Source organism: Brevibacillus sp. TJ4, assembly GCF_044627595.2.
Lineage (GTDB): Bacteria > Bacillota > Bacilli > Brevibacillales > Brevibacillaceae > Brevibacillus.
Genome location: NZ_CP185865.1, coordinates 2,021,596 through 2,045,235, shown reverse-complemented (window position 1 = coordinate 2,045,235; position 23,640 = coordinate 2,021,596). Strand labels below are relative to the sequence as shown.

Annotated in this window: 28 protein-coding genes and 1 riboswitch; of the genes, 8 read left to right on the top strand and 20 right to left on the bottom strand. The window is 51.2% G+C overall.

The window, feature by feature from the left end; genetic code table 11:
- Window positions 1-17 precede the first annotated feature (17 nt).
- The 7 genes from ACAF76_RS10005 to katA form a co-directional block, all read right to left on the bottom strand.
- Window positions 18-245: a hypothetical protein gene (locus ACAF76_RS10005; protein WP_421617785.1), complete on the bottom strand. Its 228-nt coding sequence runs from the start codon at window positions 243-245 to the stop codon at window positions 18-20.
- Window positions 246-359: 114 nt separating this feature from the next.
- Window positions 360-1,643, bottom strand: coding sequence for a glycosyl hydrolase family 18 protein (locus ACAF76_RS10000; protein ID WP_421617784.1), 1,284 nt, complete (start codon window positions 1,641-1,643; stop codon window positions 360-362).
- Window positions 1,644-1,708: 65 nt separating this feature from the next.
- Window positions 1,709-2,023, bottom strand: a complete 315-nt coding sequence (locus ACAF76_RS09995) for a thioredoxin family protein (protein WP_421617783.1) — start codon at window positions 2,021-2,023, stop codon at window positions 1,709-1,711.
- 29 nt (window positions 2,024-2,052) lie between these two features.
- A complete protein-coding gene (gene nrdF, locus ACAF76_RS09990) occupies window positions 2,053-3,009 on the bottom strand; it encodes a class 1b ribonucleoside-diphosphate reductase subunit beta (RefSeq protein WP_421617782.1) in 957 nt (318 codons plus the stop codon).
- Window positions 3,010-3,034: 25 nt separating this feature from the next.
- Window positions 3,035-5,119 carry a class 1b ribonucleoside-diphosphate reductase subunit alpha gene (gene nrdE / locus ACAF76_RS09985; protein ID WP_421617781.1) on the bottom strand — a complete coding sequence of 695 codons (2,085 nt, stop codon included), beginning with the start codon at window positions 5,117-5,119 and terminating at the stop codon, window positions 3,035-3,037.
- Window positions 5,106-5,471, bottom strand: a complete 366-nt coding sequence (gene nrdI, locus ACAF76_RS09980) for a class Ib ribonucleoside-diphosphate reductase assembly flavoprotein NrdI (RefSeq protein WP_421617780.1) — start codon at window positions 5,469-5,471, stop codon at window positions 5,106-5,108. The genes nrdE and nrdI overlap by 14 nt, the downstream gene beginning before the upstream one ends.
- Window positions 5,472-5,638: 167 nt before the next feature.
- A riboswitch (cobalamin riboswitch) is annotated at window positions 5,639-5,838 on the bottom strand.
- Between the two features lie 471 nt (window positions 5,839-6,309).
- Window positions 6,310-7,767, bottom strand: coding sequence for a catalase KatA (katA, locus tag ACAF76_RS09975; protein ID WP_421617779.1), 1,458 nt, complete (start codon window positions 7,765-7,767; stop codon window positions 6,310-6,312).
- 401 nt (window positions 7,768-8,168) lie between these two features.
- On the opposite strand from katA, the gene ACAF76_RS09970 reads away from it, so the two are divergent.
- The 4 genes from ACAF76_RS09970 (at window position 8,169) to ACAF76_RS09955 (ending at window position 11,713) form a co-directional block, all read left to right on the top strand.
- Window positions 8,169-9,077, top strand: a complete 909-nt coding sequence (locus ACAF76_RS09970; RefSeq protein ID WP_421617778.1) for an amidoligase family protein — start codon at window positions 8,169-8,171, stop codon at window positions 9,075-9,077.
- A 218-nt stretch (window positions 9,078-9,295) separates the two neighbouring features.
- Window positions 9,296-9,670 carry a BlaI/MecI/CopY family transcriptional regulator gene (locus tag ACAF76_RS09965; protein ID WP_421617777.1) on the top strand — a complete coding sequence of 125 codons (375 nt, stop codon included), beginning with the start codon at window positions 9,296-9,298 and terminating at the stop codon, window positions 9,668-9,670.
- 9 nt (window positions 9,671-9,679) lie between these two features.
- Window positions 9,680-11,434, top strand: a complete 1,755-nt coding sequence (locus ACAF76_RS09960; protein ID WP_421617909.1) for a M56 family metallopeptidase — start codon at window positions 9,680-9,682, stop codon at window positions 11,432-11,434.
- A gap of 45 nt (window positions 11,435-11,479) precedes the next feature.
- A complete protein-coding gene (locus ACAF76_RS09955) occupies window positions 11,480-11,713 on the top strand; it encodes a hypothetical protein (protein WP_421617776.1) in 234 nt (77 codons plus the stop codon).
- A 142-nt stretch (window positions 11,714-11,855) separates the two neighbouring features.
- On the opposite strand, the gene ACAF76_RS09950 is transcribed toward ACAF76_RS09955, so the two are convergent.
- From ACAF76_RS09950 to ACAF76_RS09925, 6 genes are all read right to left on the bottom strand, one after another.
- Window positions 11,856-12,359: an ACT domain-containing protein gene (locus ACAF76_RS09950; RefSeq protein WP_421617775.1), complete on the bottom strand. Its 504-nt coding sequence runs from the start codon at window positions 12,357-12,359 to the stop codon at window positions 11,856-11,858.
- A 26-nt stretch (window positions 12,360-12,385) separates the two neighbouring features.
- Entirely contained in the window at window positions 12,386-12,715 is a 330-nt protein-coding gene (locus ACAF76_RS09945; protein WP_421617774.1) for a hypothetical protein, read from the bottom strand.
- Window positions 12,716-12,732: 17 nt separating this feature from the next.
- Window positions 12,733-13,845, bottom strand: a complete 1,113-nt coding sequence (gene mnmA / locus ACAF76_RS09940) for a tRNA 2-thiouridine(34) synthase MnmA (protein WP_421617773.1) — start codon at window positions 13,843-13,845, stop codon at window positions 12,733-12,735.
- A gap of 151 nt (window positions 13,846-13,996) precedes the next feature.
- Window positions 13,997-14,206: a small acid-soluble spore protein Tlp gene (gene tlp / locus ACAF76_RS09935; RefSeq protein ID WP_421617772.1), complete on the bottom strand. Its 210-nt coding sequence runs from the start codon at window positions 14,204-14,206 to the stop codon at window positions 13,997-13,999.
- A gap of 78 nt (window positions 14,207-14,284) precedes the next feature.
- Window positions 14,285-14,632: a DUF952 domain-containing protein gene (locus ACAF76_RS09930; RefSeq protein ID WP_421617771.1), complete on the bottom strand. Its 348-nt coding sequence runs from the start codon at window positions 14,630-14,632 to the stop codon at window positions 14,285-14,287.
- A gap of 34 nt (window positions 14,633-14,666) precedes the next feature.
- Entirely contained in the window at window positions 14,667-14,906 is a 240-nt protein-coding gene (locus ACAF76_RS09925) for a hypothetical protein (protein WP_421617770.1), read from the bottom strand.
- A 183-nt stretch (window positions 14,907-15,089) separates the two neighbouring features.
- Between ACAF76_RS09925 and ACAF76_RS09920 the strand changes: the two genes are divergently transcribed.
- Window positions 15,090-15,317: a hypothetical protein gene (locus ACAF76_RS09920; RefSeq protein ID WP_421617769.1), complete on the top strand. Its 228-nt coding sequence runs from the start codon at window positions 15,090-15,092 to the stop codon at window positions 15,315-15,317.
- Window positions 15,318-15,529: 212 nt separating this feature from the next.
- Here the strand turns inward: ACAF76_RS09920 and ACAF76_RS09915 are convergent, their stop codons facing one another.
- The gene (locus ACAF76_RS09915; RefSeq protein ID WP_421617908.1) at window positions 15,530-16,522 is read right to left on the bottom strand and encodes a bile acid:sodium symporter family protein; all 993 of its coding nucleotides are present in this window, start codon (window positions 16,520-16,522) and stop codon (window positions 15,530-15,532) included.
- Between the two features lie 192 nt (window positions 16,523-16,714).
- On the opposite strand from ACAF76_RS09915, the gene ACAF76_RS09910 reads away from it, so the two are divergent.
- Window positions 16,715-16,918, top strand: coding sequence for a hypothetical protein (locus ACAF76_RS09910; RefSeq protein WP_421617767.1), 204 nt, complete (start codon window positions 16,715-16,717; stop codon window positions 16,916-16,918).
- 126 nt (window positions 16,919-17,044) lie between these two features.
- On the opposite strand, the gene ACAF76_RS09905 is transcribed toward ACAF76_RS09910, so the two are convergent.
- Entirely contained in the window at window positions 17,045-17,881 is an 837-nt protein-coding gene (locus ACAF76_RS09905; protein WP_421617766.1) for an N-acetylmuramoyl-L-alanine amidase, read from the bottom strand.
- Between the two features lie 134 nt (window positions 17,882-18,015).
- Window positions 18,016-18,390, bottom strand: a complete 375-nt coding sequence (locus ACAF76_RS09900) for a DUF2243 domain-containing protein (RefSeq protein ID WP_421617907.1) — start codon at window positions 18,388-18,390, stop codon at window positions 18,016-18,018.
- A gap of 592 nt (window positions 18,391-18,982) precedes the next feature.
- On the opposite strand from ACAF76_RS09900, the gene ACAF76_RS09895 reads away from it, so the two are divergent.
- Window positions 18,983-19,231 (top strand): hypothetical protein, encoded by a 249-nt coding sequence (locus ACAF76_RS09895; RefSeq protein WP_421617765.1) that lies wholly within the window; start codon window positions 18,983-18,985, stop codon window positions 19,229-19,231.
- 206 nt (window positions 19,232-19,437) lie between these two features.
- Window positions 19,438-19,518: a YjcZ family sporulation protein gene (locus tag ACAF76_RS09890; protein WP_421617906.1), complete on the top strand. Its 81-nt coding sequence runs from the start codon at window positions 19,438-19,440 to the stop codon at window positions 19,516-19,518.
- 220 nt (window positions 19,519-19,738) lie between these two features.
- Here ACAF76_RS09890 and ptsP read toward each other — a convergent pair whose 3' ends face one another.
- The 4 genes from ptsP to ACAF76_RS09870 all read right to left on the bottom strand — a co-directional run bounded on the left by ptsP (window position 19,739) and on the right by ACAF76_RS09870 (window position 23,640).
- Window positions 19,739-21,442 carry a phosphoenolpyruvate--protein phosphotransferase gene (ptsP, locus tag ACAF76_RS09885; protein WP_421617764.1) on the bottom strand — a complete coding sequence of 568 codons (1,704 nt, stop codon included), beginning with the start codon at window positions 21,440-21,442 and terminating at the stop codon, window positions 19,739-19,741.
- Window positions 21,443-21,476: 34 nt separating this feature from the next.
- Window positions 21,477-22,187 (bottom strand): N-acetylmannosamine-6-phosphate 2-epimerase, encoded by a 711-nt coding sequence (locus tag ACAF76_RS09880; RefSeq protein ID WP_421617763.1) that lies wholly within the window; start codon window positions 22,185-22,187, stop codon window positions 21,477-21,479.
- Between the two features lie 78 nt (window positions 22,188-22,265).
- Entirely contained in the window at window positions 22,266-22,526 is a 261-nt protein-coding gene (locus tag ACAF76_RS09875) for an HPr family phosphocarrier protein (protein WP_421617762.1), read from the bottom strand.
- Window positions 22,527-22,560: 34 nt separating this feature from the next.
- The gene (locus tag ACAF76_RS09870; RefSeq protein ID WP_421617761.1) at window positions 22,561-23,640 is read right to left on the bottom strand and encodes an SIS domain-containing protein; all 1,080 of its coding nucleotides are present in this window, start codon (window positions 23,638-23,640) and stop codon (window positions 22,561-22,563) included.

The following is a 23,640-nucleotide window of genomic DNA, read 5'->3' as shown; positions in this document are numbered from 1 at the left end:
CGCATGTACGGGCCGAATCACCCTACCAGAACTGCCATTTTTTCTTCACGCTGCCGCTTCTCCTCGGCAGTCGCGAGATCGTATTTTTTCAGCAAATGAAACAATTCATTGCACTGGGCTTGGGACAAGTCCGTCTGCAGGAAAGCACGCAGCTTCTCTGTCAAGTCAGCCGGCAAGTAAGGGGCTTGTTCCTCCAGCTTTTTTTCAACGTCTGCCACGCTGTGGTCCAGTTTGCATTCTCCCATCGTTCGTTCCTCCTTTTTTCGCAGCACATATGTAAGTCCTCTTTTTTGCCATCATACCACGATTCTTTGCCGAAAAAAAAGCGTACACCCCCTTGGGAATGTACGCGCTTGCCCTCATCTTCTTTTGCGTACCCGGAAGTTGCTTTCGATCAGCAGCCAATTTTGCGGAAATGGCAAACCGAGCTTCCAGTAGCTTACGCCGCGCAACCCAAGTTGTTTAACGAGATTAAACTTTGCTTGAATCGAACGTGCGTCCTCGAACCAGACACGATGTTGCCTGCCCTCGTCGTCCGTGTAGTCAAAAAACGGAGCCTGCGCCTGGGCATCGTATTGAATCGCGGCATTTTCCCGCGCGGCAAGAGCGATCGCCGCTTGTGGACTCAGTGCCCTCGCTGTCGTTCCCGGTTCGTAGGGGAGCGTCCAGTCGTAGCCGTACAAATTTTGTCCCATCAGGATTTTATCCGCCGGCATCTCGGAGATCGCGTACTGCAGAACGCGGCGAACCGGTCCGATCGGCGATACGGGCATGGGCGGACCTCCACTGTACCCCCACTCATAGCTCATGATGACGACGAAGTCAGCGATCTCCCCGATTTGCCCATAGTCATGCGCAGTGTACCACCGGCCCTGCTGCTCGGCACTCGTCTTCGGCGCGAGCGCTACCGACAGCATCAGTCCCGCTCTTTCTGCTCTCGCTTTGGCCCGGCGCAAAAATTCCGCGTACGCATCCCGGTCTTCCGGCGGCAGCGCCTCCATGTCAAAGTGAATGTCGCCAAATCCCAGCTCTTGCGCCGTATTGAAAATATTGTCGAGCAGGGTGTTTTGCAGACTCTCGTCGTTTAGCACAAGACCGCCCAGCTCTGTGCTGAACTGCCCCCCTTCCAGATTGGTGACGACCATCATCAGCAATACCTGGTTGTCACGGGCAATCGCCGGAAAATCATTGAGCGGAGGACGGGCCAGACTGCCATCGCGGAGAATACGAAAACTGAACGGAGCCAGGTACGTCAGATGCGGTGCCGCTCTGCGCACATCTGCTTCCAAGGCAGGCGTTACCTGCCGCTGCGGTTCCGCATAGGCATTGAAATCTGCCGCTGGACGCGGACGTGGCGGAATGTACAGGCGCTGACCGATCGAAAGCGGTTGATACTGGGAAATCCGGTTGACGCGCGCCAGTTCCGCGGCGCTAATCTGATAGCGCTGACCAAGCAAATACAGCGTATCCCCAGGCTGGACCCAGTGATAGCTGCCCGTGATCGGGATGACCAGCGCCTGTCCGACAACGAGCTGATCCGGATTCGGAAGGTCGTTGGACCGGGCGATTTCCTCTGCTGACAAGCCGTACGTCTGGGCGATGGACGTAAGTGACTGCCCTTGTTCCACTACATGAATGTGCATACGCCGCCTCCTTCGCAATTCTTCTCCTTTCTCTTCTATTCATCGCGAAGGAAGTAGGTGTATGTCTATCTCCACGGAATTGATTTCAGCACGTCAAAGACAAACCCGACGGAGTGCAGTGCGTAATGCCGTTCGGCAAGCTGTCCGTCGACAAAAAGAAGAAGGGCGGGTACACTCGTAATCTGCCAATGCGTTGCAATCCCGGGCGAGCCGTTCACATTGATTTGATAAATCTCTGCCTGGGGCAATGCTTCCTGCGCCACGTCGAGCATCCGTGCTGCCAGCTTGCACGTCCCGCACATCGGCGTGTAAACGAACAGAGCGAATGTTCGCTGCTCGCGGCACCATTTTTCCAGCTCAGCCTGTGCTAGTTCCTGCACCGCACACCCTCCTCTGTCGGCTGCTTGCATTACAGATCGAAGCGGAAATCCTCGTCTCGCAGCGGCTCGACATTGATGCTGCGGACGTAGCCGTTGCCTTTTTTGGAGAAAAAGTCATGCTGCTTGGTCTGTGTCCGAATTCCGTTCAAGACGATCGGATTGACTTCCTCGTCGGGGTAAAACGGCTCGTACCCGAGATTCATCAATGCCTTGTTGGCGTTGTAACGGACGTAGGTGTCGACTTCCTTTTCCAGTCCGATCGGCGTATACAGATCGACGGTATACGTCTGTTCGTTCTCGTACAGCGTTTCCAGCAGCGTGTACAGCTCCTGCTTGGCCTCTGCCTGTTCGGCCTCGGACAAGGAGTGGAATACCTCCTGTGCCAAGACACCCACATACAAGCCGTGGATGCTCTCGTCGCGGACAATCAGGTCGATAATTTCGCCGCTGCTGGTCATTTTGCCCTGTCCCGACAGGAAGAGCGGATAGAAGAACCCGCTATAGAATAGGAAGCTTTCCAAAAAGACAGAGGCGACCATTGCCATGTACAAGTCTTTTTTCGTTTCAATCGATTGGTAGTATTCCGCGATGATTGCCGCTTTTTTCTGCAACTGCGGATTTTGTTCGACCCAGCGGAAAATCTCGTCGATTTCTTCCGTCGCCGCCAGGGTGGTAAAGATGCTGCTGTACGATTTGGCGTGAATTTGCTCCATCATGCCCATGAAGCCCAGGACCGCTTTGCGCTGCAAGCCGTCCACATGCTCCATGATCTTCGGCATGCCGACCCCGCCCTGGATCGTATCCAGCAGAGTCAGACCGCCGAGTACCTTTTTGTACGTGCTGCGCTCCGTTTCGTTCAGCTCCATCCACGACATTTTGTCGTCGGAGAGAGGAATCTCATCGTCCGTCCAAAACTGCATGATGTTTTGATTCCAAAACGTCAGCGTAAAATCGTCATCCGGCCTGTTCCAATTGACTGCTTTCATCTGCTTCTCCTCGTCTTCCCTTTGTTTATACCGCGCAACTGATGCACTCTTCCACGGACAAATGCTTGGTTCTGGTGTAGTACAGAGACTTCAGGCCTTTTTTCGCCGCGTACAGGTAATAGCGGGCCAGCTCCCGTGTCGAAATCGTGCTGTTGACATGCAGCACGGCGGAGATTCCCTGGTCTACGTGCTCCTGAATTTCCGCGATCAGGTCAATCACTTTAAACTGGTCCATCTGGTAGGCCGACTTGTACGTAAAGTAGTTTTCCGGCGTCAAGTACGGCATCGGGTAGTACGTCGTCGAATTGGCGTACGTTCGCGTCTCGATATGCTCGACGATCGGCATCACGCTGGAAGTCGCGTTTTGGATATAGGAAATGCTTTGCGTAGGAGCAATCGCCAGTCGGTAGGCGTGGTACAGGCCATGCTTCTGTACCTGCTCTTTCAGTGCGGCCCAGTCTTCCTTTGTCGGGATCGCAATGCCCGCAAACAGCGCTTTCCCCTTCTCCGTACGCGGGAGGTACTCATTTTCCAGGTATTTGTGAAAGTATGTACCTTTGGCGTACTCCGATTTTTCGAAACCGGCAAACGTCGTTCCCCGCTCCCGCGCGATCTGCATGCTTTTTTCCAGCGAGTAGAAATTCATCATCATAAAGAAGGTGCGGGCGAAATCTTTCGCTTCCTCGCTCTCGTAGGCGATCCGGTTTTTCGCCAAAAAGCCGTTGAGGTTCATCGCGCCCAATCCGACCGAATGGAGCTCGCGATTTGCCTTTTGCACGCCCGGCGCATTCTCGATCTCTGTCATGTCGCTGACTGCCGTCACCGCTTCGATGCCTTCGTGTACGGATTCGCGAATCTTCTTGTGCTCCATCACATTGGCGATGTTGAGGGAAGCGAGATTGCAGCTGATGTCGCGACGGATCGTGTCCGGCTGGCCGTAGTTGGCGATCGTGGAAGTCTCTTGCAACTGGAAGATTTCCGTGCATAGGTTGGACATCTTCACCGTGCCGAGATCCTTCAGGGCGTGATTGCGGTTGGCGTTGCTCTTGTTCATAATGTACGGGTAGCCCGACTCCATCTGGATCATCGCGATCTTGGTCAGCATGTCACGCGCACTCATCACGACCTTTTTCTTCACTCTCTCGTTGGCCAGCAGCTCGTCGTACATCTCGTCCAGATCCATGTCGTCGAGGTGCACGCCGTATTCGCGGTAGACGGAGTATGGGGCGAACACGGTCAGCGGCTTGTCTTCCTCCGCGAGCTTGTAAAAGACATTCGGTACGATCAGGCCGATGGACAGCGTCTTGATGCGCGCTTTTTCATCTGCATTGATCTTTTTGCAATCGAGAAACTCGTTCACGTCCCAGCCGAAAATGTTGTAGTAGGCTGCACCCGAACCTTTTCGCTGCCCCATCTGGTCGGCGTAGGAAAACGCGTCTTCCAACAGCTTGAGCACCGGCATGATGCCTTTTGCCGCACCCTCTACCCCTTTGATTGGCTCTCCGCGTCCACGCAGCTTGGAGAGGTTGATCGCCACACCGCCGCCGATTTTGGAGAGCTGCATGCATGTGCCCAGCACGTAGTTGATCGAGTTGAGCGAATCGTCCATTTCCAGCAGGAAGCAGGAGACCATTTCTCCGCGGCGGCTTTTTCCTGCGTTCAAAAACGTAGGGGTGGCCGGCTGCAGACGCTGTTCCATCATCGAGACAGCGAGGCGCTTGGCCCGCTCGAAGTCTCCCTGGCCGAGCGACAGCGCCACGATCGCTACGCGGTCCGGGTACTGCTCCAGATAATACGCCTTGTCGTTCGTCTTCATGGCGTAGTCTTTGTAAAATTTGGAGATCGCCATGTAGGATGCAAACTGAAACGGAATCTCATACACCAGCTTGACGATCGCCTCTACCTGCTCCTCTGTGTAGTGCTCGTACACGTTTTCGTAGTAGTCGTTGGCAATCAGGTAGTCCAGCCGCTCTTTCCAATCCGAAAACGGCATCGTCTTGGCCCGCACTTCCTCCATGAATACCTCGACGGCTTCCCTGTCCTTTTCCAGTTGAAAAAATCCGTCTGCTCCACGCTGCATCAGTTCGTTGTTCAATTCAATATGCCGCAATTGCTGCCACCTCTTTTTGAAATTGTTCTATGTCGCGTCCGGTGCCGGACAGTTCGAACTTGCATAGCACTGGCACCTGGTAGCGGTGCGAAATCATGTCTGCACTGCGGGCGAAGTTGGCGCCCCAGTTGCGGTTGCCGCTAGCCGAAACCCCCCGCAGCAGCGCGTGGTTCTGTGCCAAAAAAGCATCTACTTTTTCCGGGACCTGGCCAAACCCGGTCGTGTATGTAATGAGCAAAAACGGCTCGTCCAGTTGCAAGTCCGGCTGAATCTGCACACTGCGATAGGCAGACCCCAGCTTGCGTACAAATCGCTGCACATTTCCGGTTCGTGAATCGTATGCGATCAACATGGCTCTCTACTTCTTACGCTCCTTTTCTCTATCAATACTATTTTCATAGAAAAACGCGCACTCGACTCAGGCTAGAAAGTCGAATACGCGTACGAAACCCATCCATGGTCTGTCACATGTACTGCGAAGCAGAGCGTCTTCAACACTTCCCTATCTCCCGTAGGTACCATCGTGTTCACGTATAGGCAGGTCTCCTGGCTTGCAGATCATCGTACTCGCTTCACCTTCCCGGTCCATCGACCAGTGGCATGCAACAAGCGTGTACTCTCTGCTTACAGTGGCGGGACCGCGCCGGATTTTCACCGAGCTTCCCTATTAAGTCTGCCAAAAGTTGGCTTGGCAAGACACCTACACGCACAATATGTAGTTGGTTTACTCAAAATACCATCTATATCTCGTATTCGTCAAGCAGGAAAATCGCTTCGAGTGTCGAGGGGGGTGCAAGATTCGGGGTGCAAGAGAAAGGAGGCTGGCAGGAAAATGGCCTTCGCATGCCTTGCGCGGGACCTGTATGCCTAAGAGAAAATGCAAAAAAAACCGGACATGCACCATAGGGCTGTCCGGAATCAGTGGATCGCTTTGAGTGTTTTGAGTTTCATTCCACATGCGCACATCGTGCTGTGTTTGAGCGAGCGAATTTGCGTGCCGCATTTCGGGCAGGTTTTCGTTGTGGGCTTCATATCTGTACACCTCTCTTCGTCAAATGGATGGAGAAGAAGGAGGGGCATTGCAGAAGACGACGGAATCGTCCCGCAATGCTCCCTCTCTGACATTTTATTTACACGATATGGTGAATTGAGAATAGATGGAGAATGGAACGAGAATCGGGTTGTTACGCTTACTTCGTCTCGTGGCCTACGGTCAGACCCAGTCCTTCTGCGACGCGTGCTCCGTATTCAGGGTCAGCTTTGTAGAAGTGCTGGATTTGGCGAATCTTGATTTCTTCTTTTTCCACGGCCTTCATGGATGCGACGATGTTGTTTACCAGGCGCGTACGCTCGTCTTCGGTCATCAGGCGGTACAGATCGCCAGCTTGCGTATAGTGGTCATCGTGGTCGTAGGCTACTTGTGCCGCAACCCCGGATACTTCAAACGGCGTTACTTTGGCATGGGCAGATTCTTTCGGTCCGTCAAAGCTGTTTGGCTCGTAGTAGACGGAGCCGCCGCCGTTGTTGCCAGTCGCCATAAAGCCGTCGCGTTGGTAGTTGTTTACTTCGACTTTCGGACGGTTGATCGGCAGTTGGTTGTGGTTTACACCTACGCGGTAGCGATGTGCATCTGCGTATGCGAACAGACGTCCTTGCAGCATTTTGTCCGGAGATGGCTCGACACCCGGAACCATGTTTCCAGGAGAGAATGTCGCTTGCTCTACCTCGGCGAAGTAATTTTCCGGATTTTTGTTCAGCACCATTCTTCCTACTTCGATCAACGGATAGTCTTTATGGGACCATACTTTTGTCACGTCGAACGGATCGAAGCGGTACGTATTGGCATCCTCAAGCGGCATGATTTGCACATACAGCGTCCAGGACGGATAGTCGCCTTTTTCAATTGCATTGAACAAGTCCTCTGTGTGGTAGTCCGGGTTTTCTCCGGCCAGCTTGGCAGCTACCTCGTTGGACATGTTTTTGACGCCCTGGTCGGAAATAAAGTGGTATTTCACCCAAACAGCCTGACCGTCTTCGTTTACCCATTTAAAGGTATGGCTGCCGTAGCCGTTCATATGGCGCAGCGTTGCCGGAATACCGCGATCCCCCATCAGATAGGTAACCTGATGCAGCGATTCAGGAGACAAGGACCAGAAATCCCATACCGCGGTCGGGTTTTTCAGGTGGGTACGCGGATCTCTTTTTTGCGTATGGATAAAATCAGGGAATTTGATCGCATCGCGAATGAAGAAGATCGGCGTGTTGTTTCCGACGATGTCGTAGTTTCCTTCCTCGGTATAAAACTTGACGGCAAAACCGCGCGGGTCGCGAACGGTATCGGCAGAACCGAGCTCGCCAGCCACCGTCGAGAAGCGGATGAACATCGGCGTGCGTTTGCCCACGTCGTTAAAGAGTTTTGCTTTTGTGTATTTGGACATGTCGTTTGTCACTTCGAAGTAACCGTGTGCCCCGGCACCTTTTGCGTGAACGACACGCTCAGGAACACGCTCTCTGTTGAAGTGAGCCAATTTTTCGAGTAGATGGACATCTTGGATCAATGTCGGTCCACGCGAACCAGCCGTGATCGAATTCTGATTATCTCCTACCGGTGCTCCCCAGCTAGTAGTCAGATTTTTGTTTGTAGTCATTTTCATCACCTCATTAACGAAATGGGCTTGCTTTATAAGTTAAATGATAACATTTATCATTCGAAAATCAATACTTTTTTATAATTATTTTTATCTAGTAGGTTTTATAAAATTAAACTTATTTTTAGAAGAATCTAGCTGACAGTTGGAAAAGCCTTTTGCAGAGCGGTAATCAACATTTTCCACGCATCAAAAAAGCCAGCCTGAAAGAGCCAGGGACTGGCCATCGATATCAGGCTGAATGTTGCGATTCCGTCCGGTGCTTACTATACTTTCTTTATAACGGAAAATCAGAATGGAGGAAAAACCGTGCCGAGAAAAAAAGTGCCTCGTTAATCCCGTTCCCCGCCCACTCCCTTTTTGCGTTCACTTCACAATAAAATTGGGAGGATGGGAACAGGATGAAGCCATTGCATGTGGATTGGCAAGAACTTCGATTTGGCGTTGAAATTGAATTTGTTGGCGGCAACACAGAGAATCTCGAGCTATTGCCGGGGTGGGTACTGTCAGCAGATGAGTTGCAAGTCGATGATACGGGAGAAGAGTCCGGCGGCGAGCTAAAACCGCCTCCCATCCGGTGGCATGAGCGGGAACAAATCCGCGAGATGCTATCTCGCCTCCACGCTGCAGGAGCTGCAGCAAACTGGAATTGCGGGCTTCATGTACACGTCGGTGTACTGCCTTGGGGACAGGACGTGATGCCCCGGTTTATCGAGGCTGCCTTGCAGTATCAGGAGGCGGTACGATATTTGCTGCGTACGAGTGAAGATCGCCGCATCTTTTGTCCTCCTGTTACAGCGGACATGTACGACCGGTTTATGGCCGCCCCCGGGAGTGCCGCACTTCTTCACAAGGGACGCCCTCAGTCTCATCGCTGCGGAATCAATCTCGCTGCATGGTTTGACATCGGTACGGTAGAAATTCGCTATGCAAACGGCTCCTTGGACTACGATGAAGTGATCAACACCGTTGAATTTTGTCTTCGTTTCGTGGCAGCCATAGGTTCCGGACGCAAGCTGTCATGCGATCCCGAAAGGATGGCGATTGAACTTGGTGCACCTGTCAGCGGCTATCCTCAACCGATTCCTGCCCCACGCTGGTACCGTGAGAGAATGTGGCTGGAAAACGCGTTCGTTCCTATCCTCGCTCCCCTCGCTCGCGATCTCGTCCCAGACGGTGAAATTCTTCAGATTGTACCTGCGCCGGAAGGTATGGTGGTGGCAATCGAAGGCGCGGATGAAACCGTGTGCAAGTACCTTTTTCATGCGCCTGCCACAGGTTGGGAGGTTGCCCGCCGGCTTCCAGATTAAATGTGAGCATTGACGATGCAAGGCCCCTTACACCAAGGGGTCTTTTACGTTTTCGAGGTGAAATGCGAAGCCGGGAGTAAATTACTACAGTCGGTAGTGATATTTTCCGGCATCCCCTTGACCAACTACTACAATGTGTAGTACATTATATTCACTACGATTCGTAGTGATTAACTCGTTATGGACGCATAACGGAAAAAGTAAAGAGGTGTACACCGATGAAAAAAGTTCACAAGCTGTCAGAAACGGAACTGGAACTGATGAAAGTCATCTGGGAATCCGAGCCCCCTGTTACATCAACCGAACTGCTGCAGATTTTCGCCGCGCGCGGCAAGGAATGGAAAGGACAGACCATTTCCACCTTCCTGTCGCGGCTGGTAGACAAAGGAGTGCTGGAATCAACCAGACATGGCCGCACGAACAAATACGTTCCCCTGATCACGCCCGATGATTACAAACTCGCGGAGGCGGAGCACGTACTCGACGGGCTGTATCAAGGTTCCGTCAAAAATTTGATCGCTGCCCTGTACGATGGCGACAAGCTCTCGGATGAAGACATCGAAGAGCTGAAACAATGGTTTTCGAGGAAGTAGGTGCGTTTGATGCAAACATTTCTGGAGATGCTCGTCTCCCTTTCTGCCGCGGGGAGTGCTGTCGTGATCTGCATGCTTATCTTGCGGATGATTTCGCCGAACCTCCTCCCTGCAACATGGCGTTATGTGATCGGAAAAGTGGCGATCGCTTTTTACCTGATCCCGGTAGCCTTTGGTATTCAATGTTTGTCATGGCTCTGGACATCTCATACAAACACATCCGCCATGATTGCAAATGAGTCCGCCATTGTTCCGCAAGCGCTGCCATTGCCAGGCTTTGATCCGGAGCCCATCTTGCCGGAGTTGAGCGTTTCAAGCCATATCGTATTCCCTCTCATCGGCATATGGGGAATCGGGGCAATCGTTTTTTCCGTATGGCAGCTCTATTGCTATCGCACATTTTCACGCCACCTCCATCATCATAGCCGCACCGACGCACCTGAACAGAAGGAAGCGGTCAAACAGCTCGCCTTGTCGAAAGAAGCTCTCGACATTCAAACGAATGTCCAGCTTGTGTATAACTCTGCGGTCCGCAGTCCCTTGCTGATCGGTCTGTGGAAACCAACCATTTATCTGCCCGTGAAGAATACGAATGTGGACCTGAGCATGGTCATCCATCACGAGTTGATACACCTGAAACGCAAGGACTTATGGGTCAAGGCGATGATCCTGGCAGCCAGTGCCTTGCATTGGTTTAACCCGCTGGTTCACATCCTCCGCAAAGAGATTCACACATGGAGCGAGCTGTCCTGCGATGAAGAAGTCGTCAAAGACATGTCCCATGCCGAGCGAAAACGGTACGGCGAAACGATCTTGAACGTGATGATTGGTTCCAAAGGCGTTCCTGTACGGTTTTGCGCTTCCCTATCCGGTGACGGAAAACAAGTAAAAAGGAGATTGCAGATGATGCTGAATGTAAAAAAGCTGAATACGAGAATGATCGTGCTGGCTACAGCATCCCTGGTTGCGGCGGGAGCCGTTGGTACATCTGCAGCCGTCTGGGCTTCCAAGCATGTACCCGAGGTTGAGACGGCCAGTCACAACGCCACACAAGAAGGTGTCGGAGGCTCGGCGGCAAATACACACGTCTCGTATATTCCATACTCCGTTTTATCGGATTATGAGAAGGAAGTCGCTACCAAAGAAATTGCCAGCTATTATGTCGATGCAACAGGACGAGTCATCGACCACACAGATGGGGAGCTTGTTTCATTTGATGCTTTGTCAGCAGAAGAACAGCAACGGGTTCGTATCGAGGATGGTTATTTCTCCGATCATTTGCTGACCCCGCAGCAAGTACGGCAACGCATGCTTGAAGATCGGATCATTACAGAGGAAGAATTGGAACGGCTCAATGCAGCCCATACAACCATCGTTTATAAAGATGTCGGGGATTCCATCGTATACAATGGCGTCCAATACTGGAAATACAGCGCCCTGACCCCCGATGAACAAACATTCATCATTGAAGAACAACTGCGGGGGCAACTATACGCGCTTGCAGGATATGAGCATCCCGTTCCTGCAGACGAACTCACACCCGAAGAACAACGGCAAGTCACGATTGAGGAAGGGTTTTATTCACGTGGGACGATCGAACGAATAAAAGAATATCGTGAAACGTTCCCTCGCGGAGAAACCGTTACTGTAACACATGAGGACGATGCTTCGGTTCCTCCGGGAATGTCGGTGACCATTCGGGACTTGACACCTGAAGAGATTGCTGAGATGGAACAGCGAAGAGCTGAACATGAGAAACAGTGAGCGAATACGTGCCAACAGATCGGTTGAGCGAAAGGAGGATGATCCTTGTTATTTTGGATACTGGTCGTTCTAGCAGGCGCGATCTTTTGGAAGAGTGGAAGCGCCAAAACGAAAAAGGCCATTGTCTATACCGTGGCGGGGCTTGCACTCGTTACGTTCGTGCATACCGCCATCCAATTCAACACTTCGCAAAACAGCTCTGTCCTCATCCAAAGTGAGAGTGTTAGTGAGGGAGATATGAGTGACCACAAGCATGAGAAACAATCCTATGTACCGTAACCATAACCCTTCTCATCATGTTATGCTTACCGCTGCTCTATAGCAGCGGTTCTCTTTTCTATACATGCTCCAACGTCCGCTGTTCAACAAAAAACAGCCCGGCTCACACGCACCGGGCTGTCTTTGCTTGGTTCTGTACTCTCTACCGCAGCGACACCACCTTCTGAATCTGCGGTTCCCGCTCGATGGCTGCGGCCACGGCGGGCGTGATGTCCTCGTCGGTCACACAGACGAGCAACGCATTTTTCCCTTTTTGCTCACGAGAGACATTCAGCTTGGAGATGTTGATCTGATGGTCGGCGAGAATACGCGACACGTCGTAAATGACTCCCGGATAATCAAAGTGGTACACCAAAAGACCGTTCGCACCCGGGGGGATGCGGCACGGGCAGTAGTTGACCTCGCTGATATACAGCTCGCGCCAGTCCTGGGCGATCGTATATTTGTTTGCACCGACTCGCACGACGGCGAGGTGGTTGGCGTATTCACCGGAGCTGTACTGGACAGGCAGGTTTCCCCCCAATCCGGCGAGCAGCGCTTTGGCGATATCTTCACGGTTGTCCGGAGACAAGACCGAGACGGAGGCTTCCGAGACATCTGATTCAATATGTGCGATCAGCTCCGCCAGTTCTTGCAGTCCACTCAATGGGGCCGACAATTCTCCTCACTCCCTTACGGAAAAATCCATTCCTCTGGTTCGGCAATGATCGACGACTGGTTTTTCGCGCGATACCAGGCCGTATAGGTGTTGCCGTCTTTTTGATAAGAAATGCGAAAGATTGTATTCCCCTTGCCGCTTCGCTCAAACGGACTGACATCCACCGACACAGCAGTCACCCCGCCTGGCAAAAGCTCGCCGCCCTGATCGGAAATGACCTGCTGAATGACTTCCATGTGGGCATCCCCACCGGCCGCCATCCCTTTGTAAAGCATCATGCCGATCAGAATAATTCCGACGAAAAAAGCAAGAATGACAACCTTTGATTTTTTCGTTGCCTCCATCTCCAACCCCCAGCAGATTATCTCTCTTTATCCAGCAATGTGACGCGGTCGATCGTTCCTCCGCCCAGACATACCTCACCGTCGTAAAACACAACTGCTTGTCCCGGAGTAACTGCTTTTTGCGGCTGGTCAAAGACGACTTCGACAGTGTTGTTCTCGAGCAGATGAACGGTCACGCCCTGATCCGGCTGACGATAGCGGAACTTGGCTGTGCAGGTCAACGGCGATGTCGGCTTCTCTCCACTCACCCAATTGACGTCCGTGGCGATCAGGCTGGTGGAAAACAGGCGCGGATGGTTGGCCCCTTCTCCGACAATCAGCACATTGCGCTGCAAATCCTTGTCTACGACAAACCACGGTTCGCCGGTCTTCCCATGCCCGCCGCCGATTCCCAATCCCTGGCGCTGACCCAGCGTGTAATACATCAAGCCATCGTGGTGACCGATCACCTCGCCGTCGACTGTTTCAATGTCGCCTGGCTTGGCGGGCAGGTAGTTTTGCAGGAACTCGCGGAAGTTGCGTTCCCCGATAAAGCAAATGCCTGTGCTGTCTTTCTTTTTCGCCGTAGCCAGACCGGCTTGCTCAGCAATCTCCCGTACCTTTGGTTTGGGAAGATGGCCGATCGGAAACATCGTCTTCGACAGTTGCTCCTGGTTCAAGGCATTCAGGAAGTACGTCTGATCCTTGTTGTTGTCGACGCCGCGAATCAGCTTGTATTGCCCGTCGACGTGCTTGACTTGCGCATAGTGACCCGTAGCGATGTAATCGGCTCCCAGATCCATCACCTTGGTGAGCAGTTCGCCAAACTTGATCTCCCGGTTGCACATCACATCGGGGTTGGGCGTGCGTCCGCGCTTGTATTCATCCAAGAAGTACTGGAACACTTTTTCCATGTACTCTTTTTCAAAATTTACGGTGTAGTATGGAATGTCTATTTGCTCGCATACGCGCCGGACATCCTGGAAGTCGTCCTCCGCCGTACAATGGCCAAATTCATCAGTATCGTCCCAGTTTTTCATGAAGATGCCGATGACGTCATAGCCCTGTTGCTTCAACAGGTAGGCCGTCACGGAGGAGTCGACGCCGCCAGACATACCGACAACGACGCGCGTGTCTTCTGGTCGTTTCATCGCGATACTCCTCTTTTGTTCTATTTCTTCCTTTATCAGATTACCATGTTTCCCAAAACAATTCATGTTTTGTCTGCACTTTTTCCTCACGACGCGAAAAAGCGCCTGTCGCATAGGATCGTCAGGCGCTCGGGAATGATGTGGCTATAGACTACGTCTCATCCTGGATTTCTTCCTGGAAGGCCTCGATGCTCTGTTTGCGCCGCTGGTTTTTTGCCTCCAGTGTTTCCCGTTCCACTGCGGAGATTTCATCGGCGTGCTCAGCCAAATAGGATTGTGATTCCGCCATGTTCTCCCGTGTGTTGTTTACCATTTTGCGCAGTTTTTTGGCATTGTCAGAACGATCATCCGGTTTTGCCACTTCCTGTCCACTCCTTCGCATCATAAGGGTATCTGGCCAATATCGTGCCAACCTCATTGTGCGCCAACTGCGGAATCTTTATGAGCGGACCGATTCCCCCATTACCCAGTGGCCTTCTACCCGCTTCATTTCACGTACATCGTATATCGCCGATTGCTGCAGCGGTCCGTAAACATGCGGGTACAACAGACCGTCCTTCGCCTGCTCGTACTTGACCGGAGAAGAAATTTTCCCCTCCTCGACGAGTAAGACATACAATGCTTCCGTATAATGTGCATAGACGCGATCCGCCACTTTGGTCAGCAAATCTTCTCCTTTGGTGGCGTGAATAAAACCTTCCTGCTCGTAGTCGCGTGGCAGGTAGTGGTCTTTGCCTACCCATTGTTCCCAATAGCTTTTGGGCACCAGACAGTAAATCGTCTCCATCGTGTCCTCCTTTGCATGAAAAGCAATAGCCAGTTTAGCGCATATATTTGCCGATATGGCGAACAGCCTTTTGATAAAACATCTCGTCGAATTTGCCTTGTTCAAACCGCCACTGAATAAAATTGCGCAAGGAGTGTACGTCTACCCAGGCATCTTTTGCCTGTGGATTGTTGTCTGGCACTTCTCCCGTAATTTCGCCTTCATAAACCCATTTTGCCATCTCCCTCGGATGAATCCCGATCTGGTAGGCAATCTGGTGCAGTGCAATTTTCATAGAACCACCTGCCTTCGCCAATTTCCTGCAAGCTCGATACCCGCAACCGAATATGCTCTTATTTTGCCAGTCCGACGCATTGATGCCAACCCTGTTCGAAAAAAACAATTTTTGAAACCATTTTGTAACCTATTCGTACATAATCATAAAAGAATACGGGAACAGACCGAGGAGGCAACCCTGATGCTAAAAAAATTGATGAAGTTACTGGGTGGACACAGCTACCGCAAACCTTACCGCAAGTACAGCAGCAGCGACTACTACCGTCACCGCAAATACAGCAGCTCTGACTACCGCTACCGAAACAAGTACGGACACCCGCCACATCCCGGACAAGGACACGGCCACTCCCATTACGGACATTCGCATTACAAAAAAAGAAAATACAGCCGCAGCTTCTTCAGTAGCTGACGGATACGAAGACGCCCCTGGAAGAAAGAACCCAGGGGCGGTTTTTTGCCGTTTCTCTCGTATAGCAAAAAAAAGGACCCATTTCTGGGTCAAAGATAGGAAGTGGAGAGAATGCATGCTATGTAATATATACTAACATAAACATGTTGATTGTCAACTATAATGTATCAATTAATGTCATATTTTATTACATATAATCATTGCCCTTTTTCCTACATGTTCATATTTCGCTTTTCCACCGCTTGCACAGGAGCCGTCTGCTCTTCTTTTTCCACGACCCGCAGGAATTGTCCAAATAGGGCTGCCAGTGATTGTTGAAACAGCATGCCAAGCACTACCGGCAAAGCAACGGCAGGCGGAAAGTACGCGATCGCCAGTACGGAGCCCGCACCGATGTTGCGCATGCCGCTGTTAAATGCCAGCGTCACGATGACGTCTCGCTTCCAGCGGAACAGCCTGCCGACCAGCCACCCGACCACGAATCCACACGTCGCCAGGACAAATACAAGAGCCGCGGTTTTGACCAGTTTTTCATCGACCTGTGTCAGGTATGGTGCAACGACCGAGCTGTTGATTGCCACGATGACTCCCATACTCAGCTTGGAAAACGGAGCCAGCGCTGGCGCAACGGTCTGTTTCACTCGTCCCCGTGTGACATGATTGAGAGTCATCGCCGCCAGTGAAGGCAAGACGATCATAAAAAACATGCCGCGTACCATTTCCCCCATCTCCATCTCAACTGCTGTCCCCAATAGCAATGAAATCCCCAGCGGGACAAGCAGCGGTGAAAGCAAGGTATCAATGACGATAATGGAAAGCGTCAGCGCCATGTTCCCCATGTAAATGGAGGTCCAGAGCAGACTGGATACCCCTGTTGGGATAATCATCGCAAGAATAAAGCCAGTCACCGCATGAATGTCATCCGGAAAGAACAGGCTGCCCAATCCCCAGGCAACCAGCGGCATAAGCGCGTGCAGGATGACCAGATTGACCAGAACAGGCAAGGGACGCATCAGCACCTGAAACATCTCGCGGAATCCCGAACCAAGGCTCCCTGCGAATGTCATAAAAGCAAACACCCAGGGAGCCAGAAACGTATACGACTGTAGCCAACTGCTGGAAAGAACCCCGATCGCGACACTACCGGGGGTCAACAGAGGCATGATTTTTTCCAGCCATTTATTGAATACGGCGAGTTTACTCATGTATTGCACCTTTCTCCCCCTTTCTCGCTACCTCCCGTACAGGTTGCCAGTCATCAGCGAGAAGCAGGTGGGCAACGATGGTCATGGGAGGAATCTTACCATGAATACGCAGGGGGAACAAGACCTCTCTTTCCCTTCAGCTTGCATACTTTTCTTGAACTGGTACAGGCTATGGGTAAAGGAGGAGGATCGATGAACGGAATGGAATGGATGGACTTCATTCGCCGGACAGAGGATAAAATGCACCACCTGCACCGTGCGATCGATGAGATATGCAACAAGCCGGACTACCAGGAGTCGGTCACAGCGCTAACAGAGATATTGCGGGATTATCAAACCCTGGTCGAAAAGGCAAAGGATGAACTGCGCGATGTCAATTTGGAGGAAGAGCATTAAAGCCTCCCCCTTACAAACAAATCAAAGGTCTCCTGGTACATCCGGGAGACCTTTCGTCATCCTGCTCCTTTTCCTTCCTTACCCGTTTTTGCGTAGCGATAAACAGGCATTCTCTGTTACTTCCCTTTACAAATTTCCTCTGAGTATGACGGTCTTGCTGCTTGCATTCCATTCCACATCGAGGTTGAGGATGTTCGCCAATTCCCTCGCAGAGGCGTAGGAAACCCCCTGTTGAAGCCGCACCTGTACCTCGACTCCATTGATCGTGACCCTCCCCGTACCCGGGTCCCATCCGACGGTAGCTCCTGCTGCTTCTGCGACCGCTCGCACCGGCACGTACGAGACACCGTCTACGACGAAGCCACTGCCGTTTTGGACAAGCTGTACATTGGCTGGCTGGACTGCGGTCGTCGGCGGGTTGTACCCGACTCCGACGTGGTTGCAGAACGCTCGTACCACAGCTTCAGCGTAGCTCCTCCAGTTTTCAGTCAGTCGCCTGGCATCTGCTGCATTGTCGATAAATCCGTATTCGAGAATGACTGTCTCCACATTACCGGTCTCGCGGTGCATAAAGTAGTAATCCCTGCCGTCTGAACCTGCTCTGGAGTATACTCTGCGGAAGCGCTGGCCAGCTTCGGCAACGGCCTGGGCAAGCCGCCGGGCAAACGTATCATTGGTTGAGATCGAGTGAATCGCCTCAACCCCCTCTCCTCCCCCGGCGTTGATATGGTTGGAAATGCAGTAGCGCGCTCCGCTGTCCCGCACCAGCTTTGTCCGCTGACTGGCTGTCAGGGTCGTATCGGTGGAACGGGTGATGGCTACAGGTACTCCCAACGCTTGAAAACGCTCATATTGGTAGGTGCTGATTTGCAAGGTCAGGTTTTTTTCTTGCAGACCATTTCCGACTGCCCCAGGGTCATCGCCTCCATGACCCGCATCGATAATCAAAATGGGTGTGCTCACGAATTCATTCCCCCTGTTCTCGTCGTGGTACACTGTATGCCATTTTGTTAGCTTGGTTGAAACATTTCAGACAATTTGGGTCTGTGCCCGTCCGCAAAAGCGCTGCAATTCACGCTTTTCGATAGTCTCCGCCTTTACGATCGTTTTCGCTGGCGCACCAAAACCCATCCAATGACGATCAGCAGCAGCGCAAAAACATCGTAGGAAATGTCGTATACAGCTTGGTTTGGGCCTGGTTTGACGTGATGAATCTGCAAGATGTGGTGGTTGATGATGCCCTCGAGCAAGTTGAAAGTGCCTGCACCCAGAAAAAAGCTGCCCCAGAACAGACTCGGTCTGTCTTGCGGATTTCCTTTCCACAGAAAAATGCCGGAAACGAAAATGATCACGGTGACAAATAAATGAAAGAAACCATCGCTCATAATTTGGTGTACACGATCCGTATGCATATGTACACTATGCCACTGCAAGATTTGGTGAAAAACAATTCCATCCAGCATCCCGATCATCCCGACGCCAAACAAAAAGGCACCTATCGAAGTTGTTTTCAATGTGGTCCGACCTCCCGTACATTTACTAGCAGTATTGCCCGTAGACGGGTTGGATAGAACCTTTTTGAAATATGCAATGATGCGCAGCCACATCGTGTATGATAGAATCAAGCGGTTCTTTCTATACCAGATCAGGAGGCATTTGTGTATATGGACTATACGTTTGAAAAACTGAAGAACGACTTATCTATTGGACATGAAATCGAATTTACCTACTCCGATAGGAAGTTTTCCATTACCAATACACCAAATGGATGGGTCCTGACTGAATATTACAAGGAAGACGCTCACGTTTTTTCTTCTCACCACGATCTCCTCCAACATGGAACAATCGATGGCAGGTCGCTTCAGAGCATATGGCACGACGTGACGGTAACAACTGTCTTTTAAATGGTTTACTGTAAAAATGTTATGTAAACATTTTTTGGGTTTACCCATGTCGATGGCAGAAAAATCCGCAAAAACCTTCATTAACCGTCGGTGAAATTGTCAATTTTACGATGGTTTGGTAAAATCAACCGTATCCCGTTCACAAAGAAGGTTATCGAAAATGAAAAAGCAACCCATTTGGGCATGGATCGTGATCGTCATTTCAGCTCTATTCATCGCAAATTACGGTCTTGCTGTCTTAGCCCTCCCCATCCTCCCCTTGTTATTAGCCGGTTTTGCCACTGATAGCCCCGACACTCCCGGTTATGTGCCTATCGTCGTCATGGTCGTCAGCTACTTTATTTTACTGGCATGGTTACTGCTTCTCATCTTTGCCATCCGGTCGGTAATCAGGGCAAACAAACAGTAAAGTGTCCCTTCTCGCTGTTTTCGAGTGTCCACAAGCGATAAATACGTCGTGACCGCCCTGTTGCGTTGAATAGCATGTCACTCACCGAGACAAGTAGGCAAAACAACTATTTTTGGCAGCTCATGTGGTATCGCCCGTACATTGTGTGTCGAAATGCATAGTTTGAGTTTGAGGTAATCCTCAATCTCAGGCGGGGGTGATTATCAATGAGCTTTTTTGACGACAACTTCGCGTTGATCCTGGTTTTGTTTGTTCTGCTGGCAATCGTCGCATGCACTTGCGACTAATTTCCTTTTGCGGCAGCTACCAGGCTGCCTTTTTTTATTGTGATTCGATGCTCTTTACATTTGTACTGTAAGGAACCCGAGTATGCGAGGGAATGTCAAAGGCGAGATGCAGGTTTTGTTTCCCTACCTGGCAATTTACCGTTAGAAGAGCCTGACAACAAATTGTCAGGCTCTGTTTTGAGCGAAGTAGGACAGCCATGTTAATGATGATTATTGACAGTCAGTATGCAGATGCAAGATAGCTTTTTATCTCGTCGGCGCTGCCCATCTGCAGGACAGCCTCTGCTATCTGCCTCATTTTCTCAAACCCGACGCCACCTATGACTTTTCTCGCTTTTGGTATCGACGGCGAACTCATGCTGAACTCGTCCAAGCCCATCCCGATCAGTAGAGGAATCACTCTGGGATCAGCGGCCATCTCTCCGCACATTCCCACCCATATCCCCCCCTTATGCCCATTGTCGATTACGGTCTTGATCAGGCGCAAGACAGCAGGGTGAAACGGTTCGTACAAATGAGAGATTTTCTCGTTCATCCGGTCGACCGCAATCGTGTACTGGATCAGGTCATTGGTTCCTATACTAAAAAAATCAACTTCCCTCGCAAAGAGGTCGGAAATGACAGCAGCAGCAGGGACTTCAATCATCATGCCAATCTCCACCTCGTCTGCGGTTGGGACATCCTCGGACTGCAGCTCGGCCCGCATATCGGCAACCACCTGCTTGGCTGCCCGCAGCTCCTGCAAATTTGCGATCATCGGAAACATGATTTTCAGGTTCCCGTATGTGGAAGCCCTGAGCAATGCTCTGATCTGTGTTTGAAAAAGGTCTTTTCTGTCGAGGGAGAGGCGGATCGCCCTATAGCCGAGAAAAGGATTCATTTCATCGGGAATCGGCAAGTAGTCAAGCTTTTTATCGCCCCCGATATCCAGTGTCCGGATGACGACCGGTTTTCCTTGCATCGTTTCCAGCACCTGTTTATAGACCAGAAATTGATCTTCTTCACTCGGAAGCGCTTGCCGATCCATATACAAGAATTCAGTACGGAACAAACCGATTCCCTCCGCGCCGTTGTCCATCACTCGTTGGAGATCCCCTGGAGATCCGATATTCGCGGCAAGTTCTACTGTTTTGCCGTCATGGGTGAGAGAGGGACCGTCCTTGTATCGGTCAAAATCCTTCTTCTCCTCCAACAGCTGCGCCTGTTTTTTGAAGTAGTCATCCAGTACCTCCGGAGATGGAGTGACCAGAACCTCCCCCTTGTCCGCGTCAATGATCACCAAATCGCCATTTGCGATGGTCTTTGTCGCGTACGCCGTTCCCATGACAGCGGGGATTTCATAGGACTGGGCCAGAATCGCCGTATGGGAGGTTCCTCCGCCGATATCCGTGACAATTCCAAGGATGCACTTTTGATCCAATTGCGCCGTATCGGAAGGGGCCAGGTCACCCGTCACCAGGATGCATGGCTCCGTAATGTTCGAAAAGGAACTCTCCTCTTCGCCGAGCAAAATCTGGTGAAGCCTTTTGGCAATGTCTTTGACATCTGCGGCCCTTTCCCGAAAATAGGCATTGTCCATGGCGTTAAATTGCTCCGTGATGGTATGAGCCACTTGCTGCAGAGCATACTCCGCACGGATGCCCTCTGATTCGATTTTGTGGACGACAGCTTCAATCATTTCAGGGTCATCCAGCATCAAAAAGTGAGCTGCGAACAGCATTGCCTGCTCGTTGCCGAGACTCTTCTCTGTCTTCTTTTGCAGCGAACGCAATTGCTCTTTTGCTGTTTCAACAGCGGTATGGAATCGTTGTACTTCCCGCTGGACATTTTCAACTCGCCCAGTATCGATATCCAGTTCGGCTTCCGCTATGACGAGCGCTCTCCCAATTGCGATGCCCCCGGAAGCCGGTATTCCTTTCAGCACATTCTCTCACCTCTTGCATTTAAGAAAGTATCTTTCACTGTGTCAGAAAACGCTCAATGGCCATGGACATTCGTTGTGTGATCAACTGCGGTCTGGTAATCGCCGAACCGACCACCACGGAATGTGCGCCTAGCCGCATGGCCTTCACGACGTCCTCAGGCGTCCAATATCTCCCCTCGGCGAAAACGGGAATGCCAACCTGTGCAGCCAAGCTGGCGACAATCTCAAAATCCGGCTCTCTAAAATTATCCGCCGGGTTGTACACGGGGTTTTTCAGGTATTCCTCATACCCTGCCAGAGTCGTCGCGATCATGTCCGCCCCCGCTTTCCAGGCGGCAATTCCTTCCTCGACAGTAGATATGTCAGCCATAACGGGAACCGAAAAGCGCTTCTTGATGTCTTGCAAAAATTCCTCTGTCGATTTCCCATCCGGTTTCACTGAACTGGTGCCATCGATGCATACGATATCAGCCCCGGATTCCACAACTTGCTCCACCTCTTTGATCGTTGGAGTGATATAGGCAAGCGAGTTTTCGTACCTTTTCTTCAGAATCCCGATGACCGGAATGGACACGGTTCGCTTCACTTCCTCGATGTCCTCCACCGAATTGATCCGCAGTCCAACTGCTCCCCCTATTTCCGCCGCCTTTGCCATCCGCGCGATATGTTCGGCTCCGTAAAATGGATCTTCCGGCACAGCTTGACACGAAACGATCAACCCTCGCCTCCATTGTGTCTTTTCCATCTGCTCTCCCCCCTATCGTACCTATCAAAAAAGAAAGCAACATAACATCGGATTTATGCTGCTTTCAGTGCTTTATGGCTAGTCTTTCAAGGCTTTAATCAGTTCCTTCAATTCCTGTGACGCTTTTTCTTCGTCTTCACCCGATGCGAGAATGGTGATCGTCTCTCCTTTGGCGACTCCCAGTCCCATAATGCCAATAATGCTTTTCCCATTTGCTTTGGATGTATCCGTTTGTACGGTGATCGAAGAACGGTATGTTTTGGCTTTTTCCACAAATTGCGCTGCCGGCCTTGCATGCAGCCCGAGTTCATTGACTACAACGACTTTTGTCTCGATCATGGTCATACTCTCCTGTCCAGTGTTCTGTCTGCTGTTACTCAAAACGTCTCTTGCTGTTCATAAACCGATGAAAATCAGGATAGCGGACTGTTCTCAACTCCACTCCTTTATCCTTTGCCAATCGGTAAAACAGCACTTGAAGAGGCACGATGTATTCCAGCGGGGTGAAATCTGTGTCCTCGTGGAACGGGACGCGAATGTTTTTGTCGTCCCCGCTACCGTCATCCTTGATCACCATGAAGGAATGCTCGGTCTTGCCGCTAAAATACTCGTTCAAACGCAGGGCCCGTTCCTTCCCGACGCCTTCCGGAACGATGAAGAAGATGTAGCTCTCCGCATCAATCGCGTTGTACGGTCCGTGCATGAATTCTTCCAGCTCATAAACGCTTACCGGAAAACGGGACGTCTCCAAAAACTTCAGGCCGGCTTCCAGTGCAGTCCCGTAATTGCTGCCATACCCGGAAACGATGAGGGTCTTTGCCTCCACAAGCTGCTGACGGTTCTTTTCATACCATTCATCTGCTTTGCGAATCGCTGCAGGAATCGCTTCAATGGTTTTTGTGATGCCTTCTACATACTTCTGGTACTGTGCATCATCGACTCGGTTCAAACGGCGGGCGGCCTCCAGTGCAGCGAGGTAAAAGGCCAGAACCGTAGCGGTATATCCTTTGGTTGTCGCTCCGGCCTCTTCTTCACCTGACGGGACAATCATTTTGTACTTGGCATGCTCCGTAATATAGCTTCCATCCTCGGAGGTAACGGCGATGCTGGCCACTCCCTGCTCGTTTGCCTTCCTGATGCTGTTTACCGCAGCAGTGCTCTCTCCGCTCTGGGAAATCCCGACGACCAAGGTTTCCGGTCCCAGGATGTTTTCATAGGCGGTAAATGTGTGCGCAGCCTGTACATCCACCTGCATGTTAAGCACCTTTTGCATGAAATATTTGGCTGAATAAGCTGCGTTATAAGAGGAGCCAGAGCCGGCCAGGACGATTCGGGATATCTTTTCCCCAGCCAAAATTTCCACAAAGTCTCCGGTCATCCGTTTGGAATTTTCCAAAATTTTCTTCAATACGATGGGTTGTTCCACAATGTAGTCGTACAGTTCAATCGCCAT

Bases quoted from the DNA above. Each gene is read 5' to 3' on its own strand.
- ACAF76_RS10005 (WP_421617785.1), bottom strand. From the start codon at position 245: ATGGGAGAATGCAAACTGGACCACAGCGTGGCAGACGTTGAAAAAAAG.
- ACAF76_RS10000 (WP_421617784.1), bottom strand. From the start codon at position 1,643: ATGCACATTCATGTAGTGGAACAAGGGCAGTCACTTACGTCCATCGCC.
- nrdF (WP_421617782.1), bottom strand. From the start codon at position 3,009: ATGAAAGCAGTCAATTGGAACAGGCCGGATGACGATTTTACGCTGACG.
- nrdI (WP_421617780.1), bottom strand. From the start codon at position 5,471: ATGTTGATCGCATACGATTCACGAACCGGAAATGTGCAGCGATTTGTA.
- katA (WP_421617779.1), bottom strand. From the start codon at position 7,767: ATGACTACAAACAAAAATCTGACTACTAGCTGGGGAGCACCGGTAGGA.
- ACAF76_RS09970 (WP_421617778.1), top strand. From the start codon at position 8,169: ATGAAGCCATTGCATGTGGATTGGCAAGAACTTCGATTTGGCGTTGAA.
- ACAF76_RS09965 (WP_421617777.1), top strand. From the start codon at position 9,296: ATGAAAAAAGTTCACAAGCTGTCAGAAACGGAACTGGAACTGATGAAA.
- ACAF76_RS09960 (WP_421617909.1), top strand. From the start codon at position 9,680: ATGCAAACATTTCTGGAGATGCTCGTCTCCCTTTCTGCCGCGGGGAGT.
- ACAF76_RS09945 (WP_421617774.1), bottom strand. From the start codon at position 12,715: ATGGAGGCAACGAAAAAATCAAAGGTTGTCATTCTTGCTTTTTTCGTC.
- mnmA (WP_421617773.1), bottom strand. From the start codon at position 13,845: ATGAAACGACCAGAAGACACGCGCGTCGTTGTCGGTATGTCTGGCGGC.
- ACAF76_RS09930 (WP_421617771.1), bottom strand. From the start codon at position 14,632: ATGGAGACGATTTACTGTCTGGTGCCCAAAAGCTATTGGGAACAATGG.
- ACAF76_RS09925 (WP_421617770.1), bottom strand. From the start codon at position 14,906: ATGAAAATTGCACTGCACCAGATTGCCTACCAGATCGGGATTCATCCG.
- ACAF76_RS09920 (WP_421617769.1), top strand. From the start codon at position 15,090: ATGCTAAAAAAATTGATGAAGTTACTGGGTGGACACAGCTACCGCAAA.
- ACAF76_RS09915 (WP_421617908.1), bottom strand. From the start codon at position 16,522: ATGAGTAAACTCGCCGTATTCAATAAATGGCTGGAAAAAATCATGCCT.
- ACAF76_RS09910 (WP_421617767.1), top strand. From the start codon at position 16,715: ATGAACGGAATGGAATGGATGGACTTCATTCGCCGGACAGAGGATAAA.
- ACAF76_RS09900 (WP_421617907.1), bottom strand. From the start codon at position 18,390: ATGATCGGGATGCTGGATGGAATTGTTTTTCACCAAATCTTGCAGTGG.
- ACAF76_RS09895 (WP_421617765.1), top strand. From the start codon at position 18,983: ATGAAAAAGCAACCCATTTGGGCATGGATCGTGATCGTCATTTCAGCT.
- ACAF76_RS09890 (WP_421617906.1), top strand. From the start codon at position 19,438: ATGAGCTTTTTTGACGACAACTTCGCGTTGATCCTGGTTTTGTTTGTT.
- ACAF76_RS09880 (WP_421617763.1), bottom strand. From the start codon at position 22,187: ATGGAAAAGACACAATGGAGGCGAGGGTTGATCGTTTCGTGTCAAGCT.
- ACAF76_RS09875 (WP_421617762.1), bottom strand. From the start codon at position 22,526: ATGATCGAGACAAAAGTCGTTGTAGTCAATGAACTCGGGCTGCATGCA.
- ACAF76_RS09870 (WP_421617761.1), bottom strand. From the start codon at position 23,640: ATGGCGATTGAACTGTACGACTACATTGTGGAACAACCCATCGTATTG.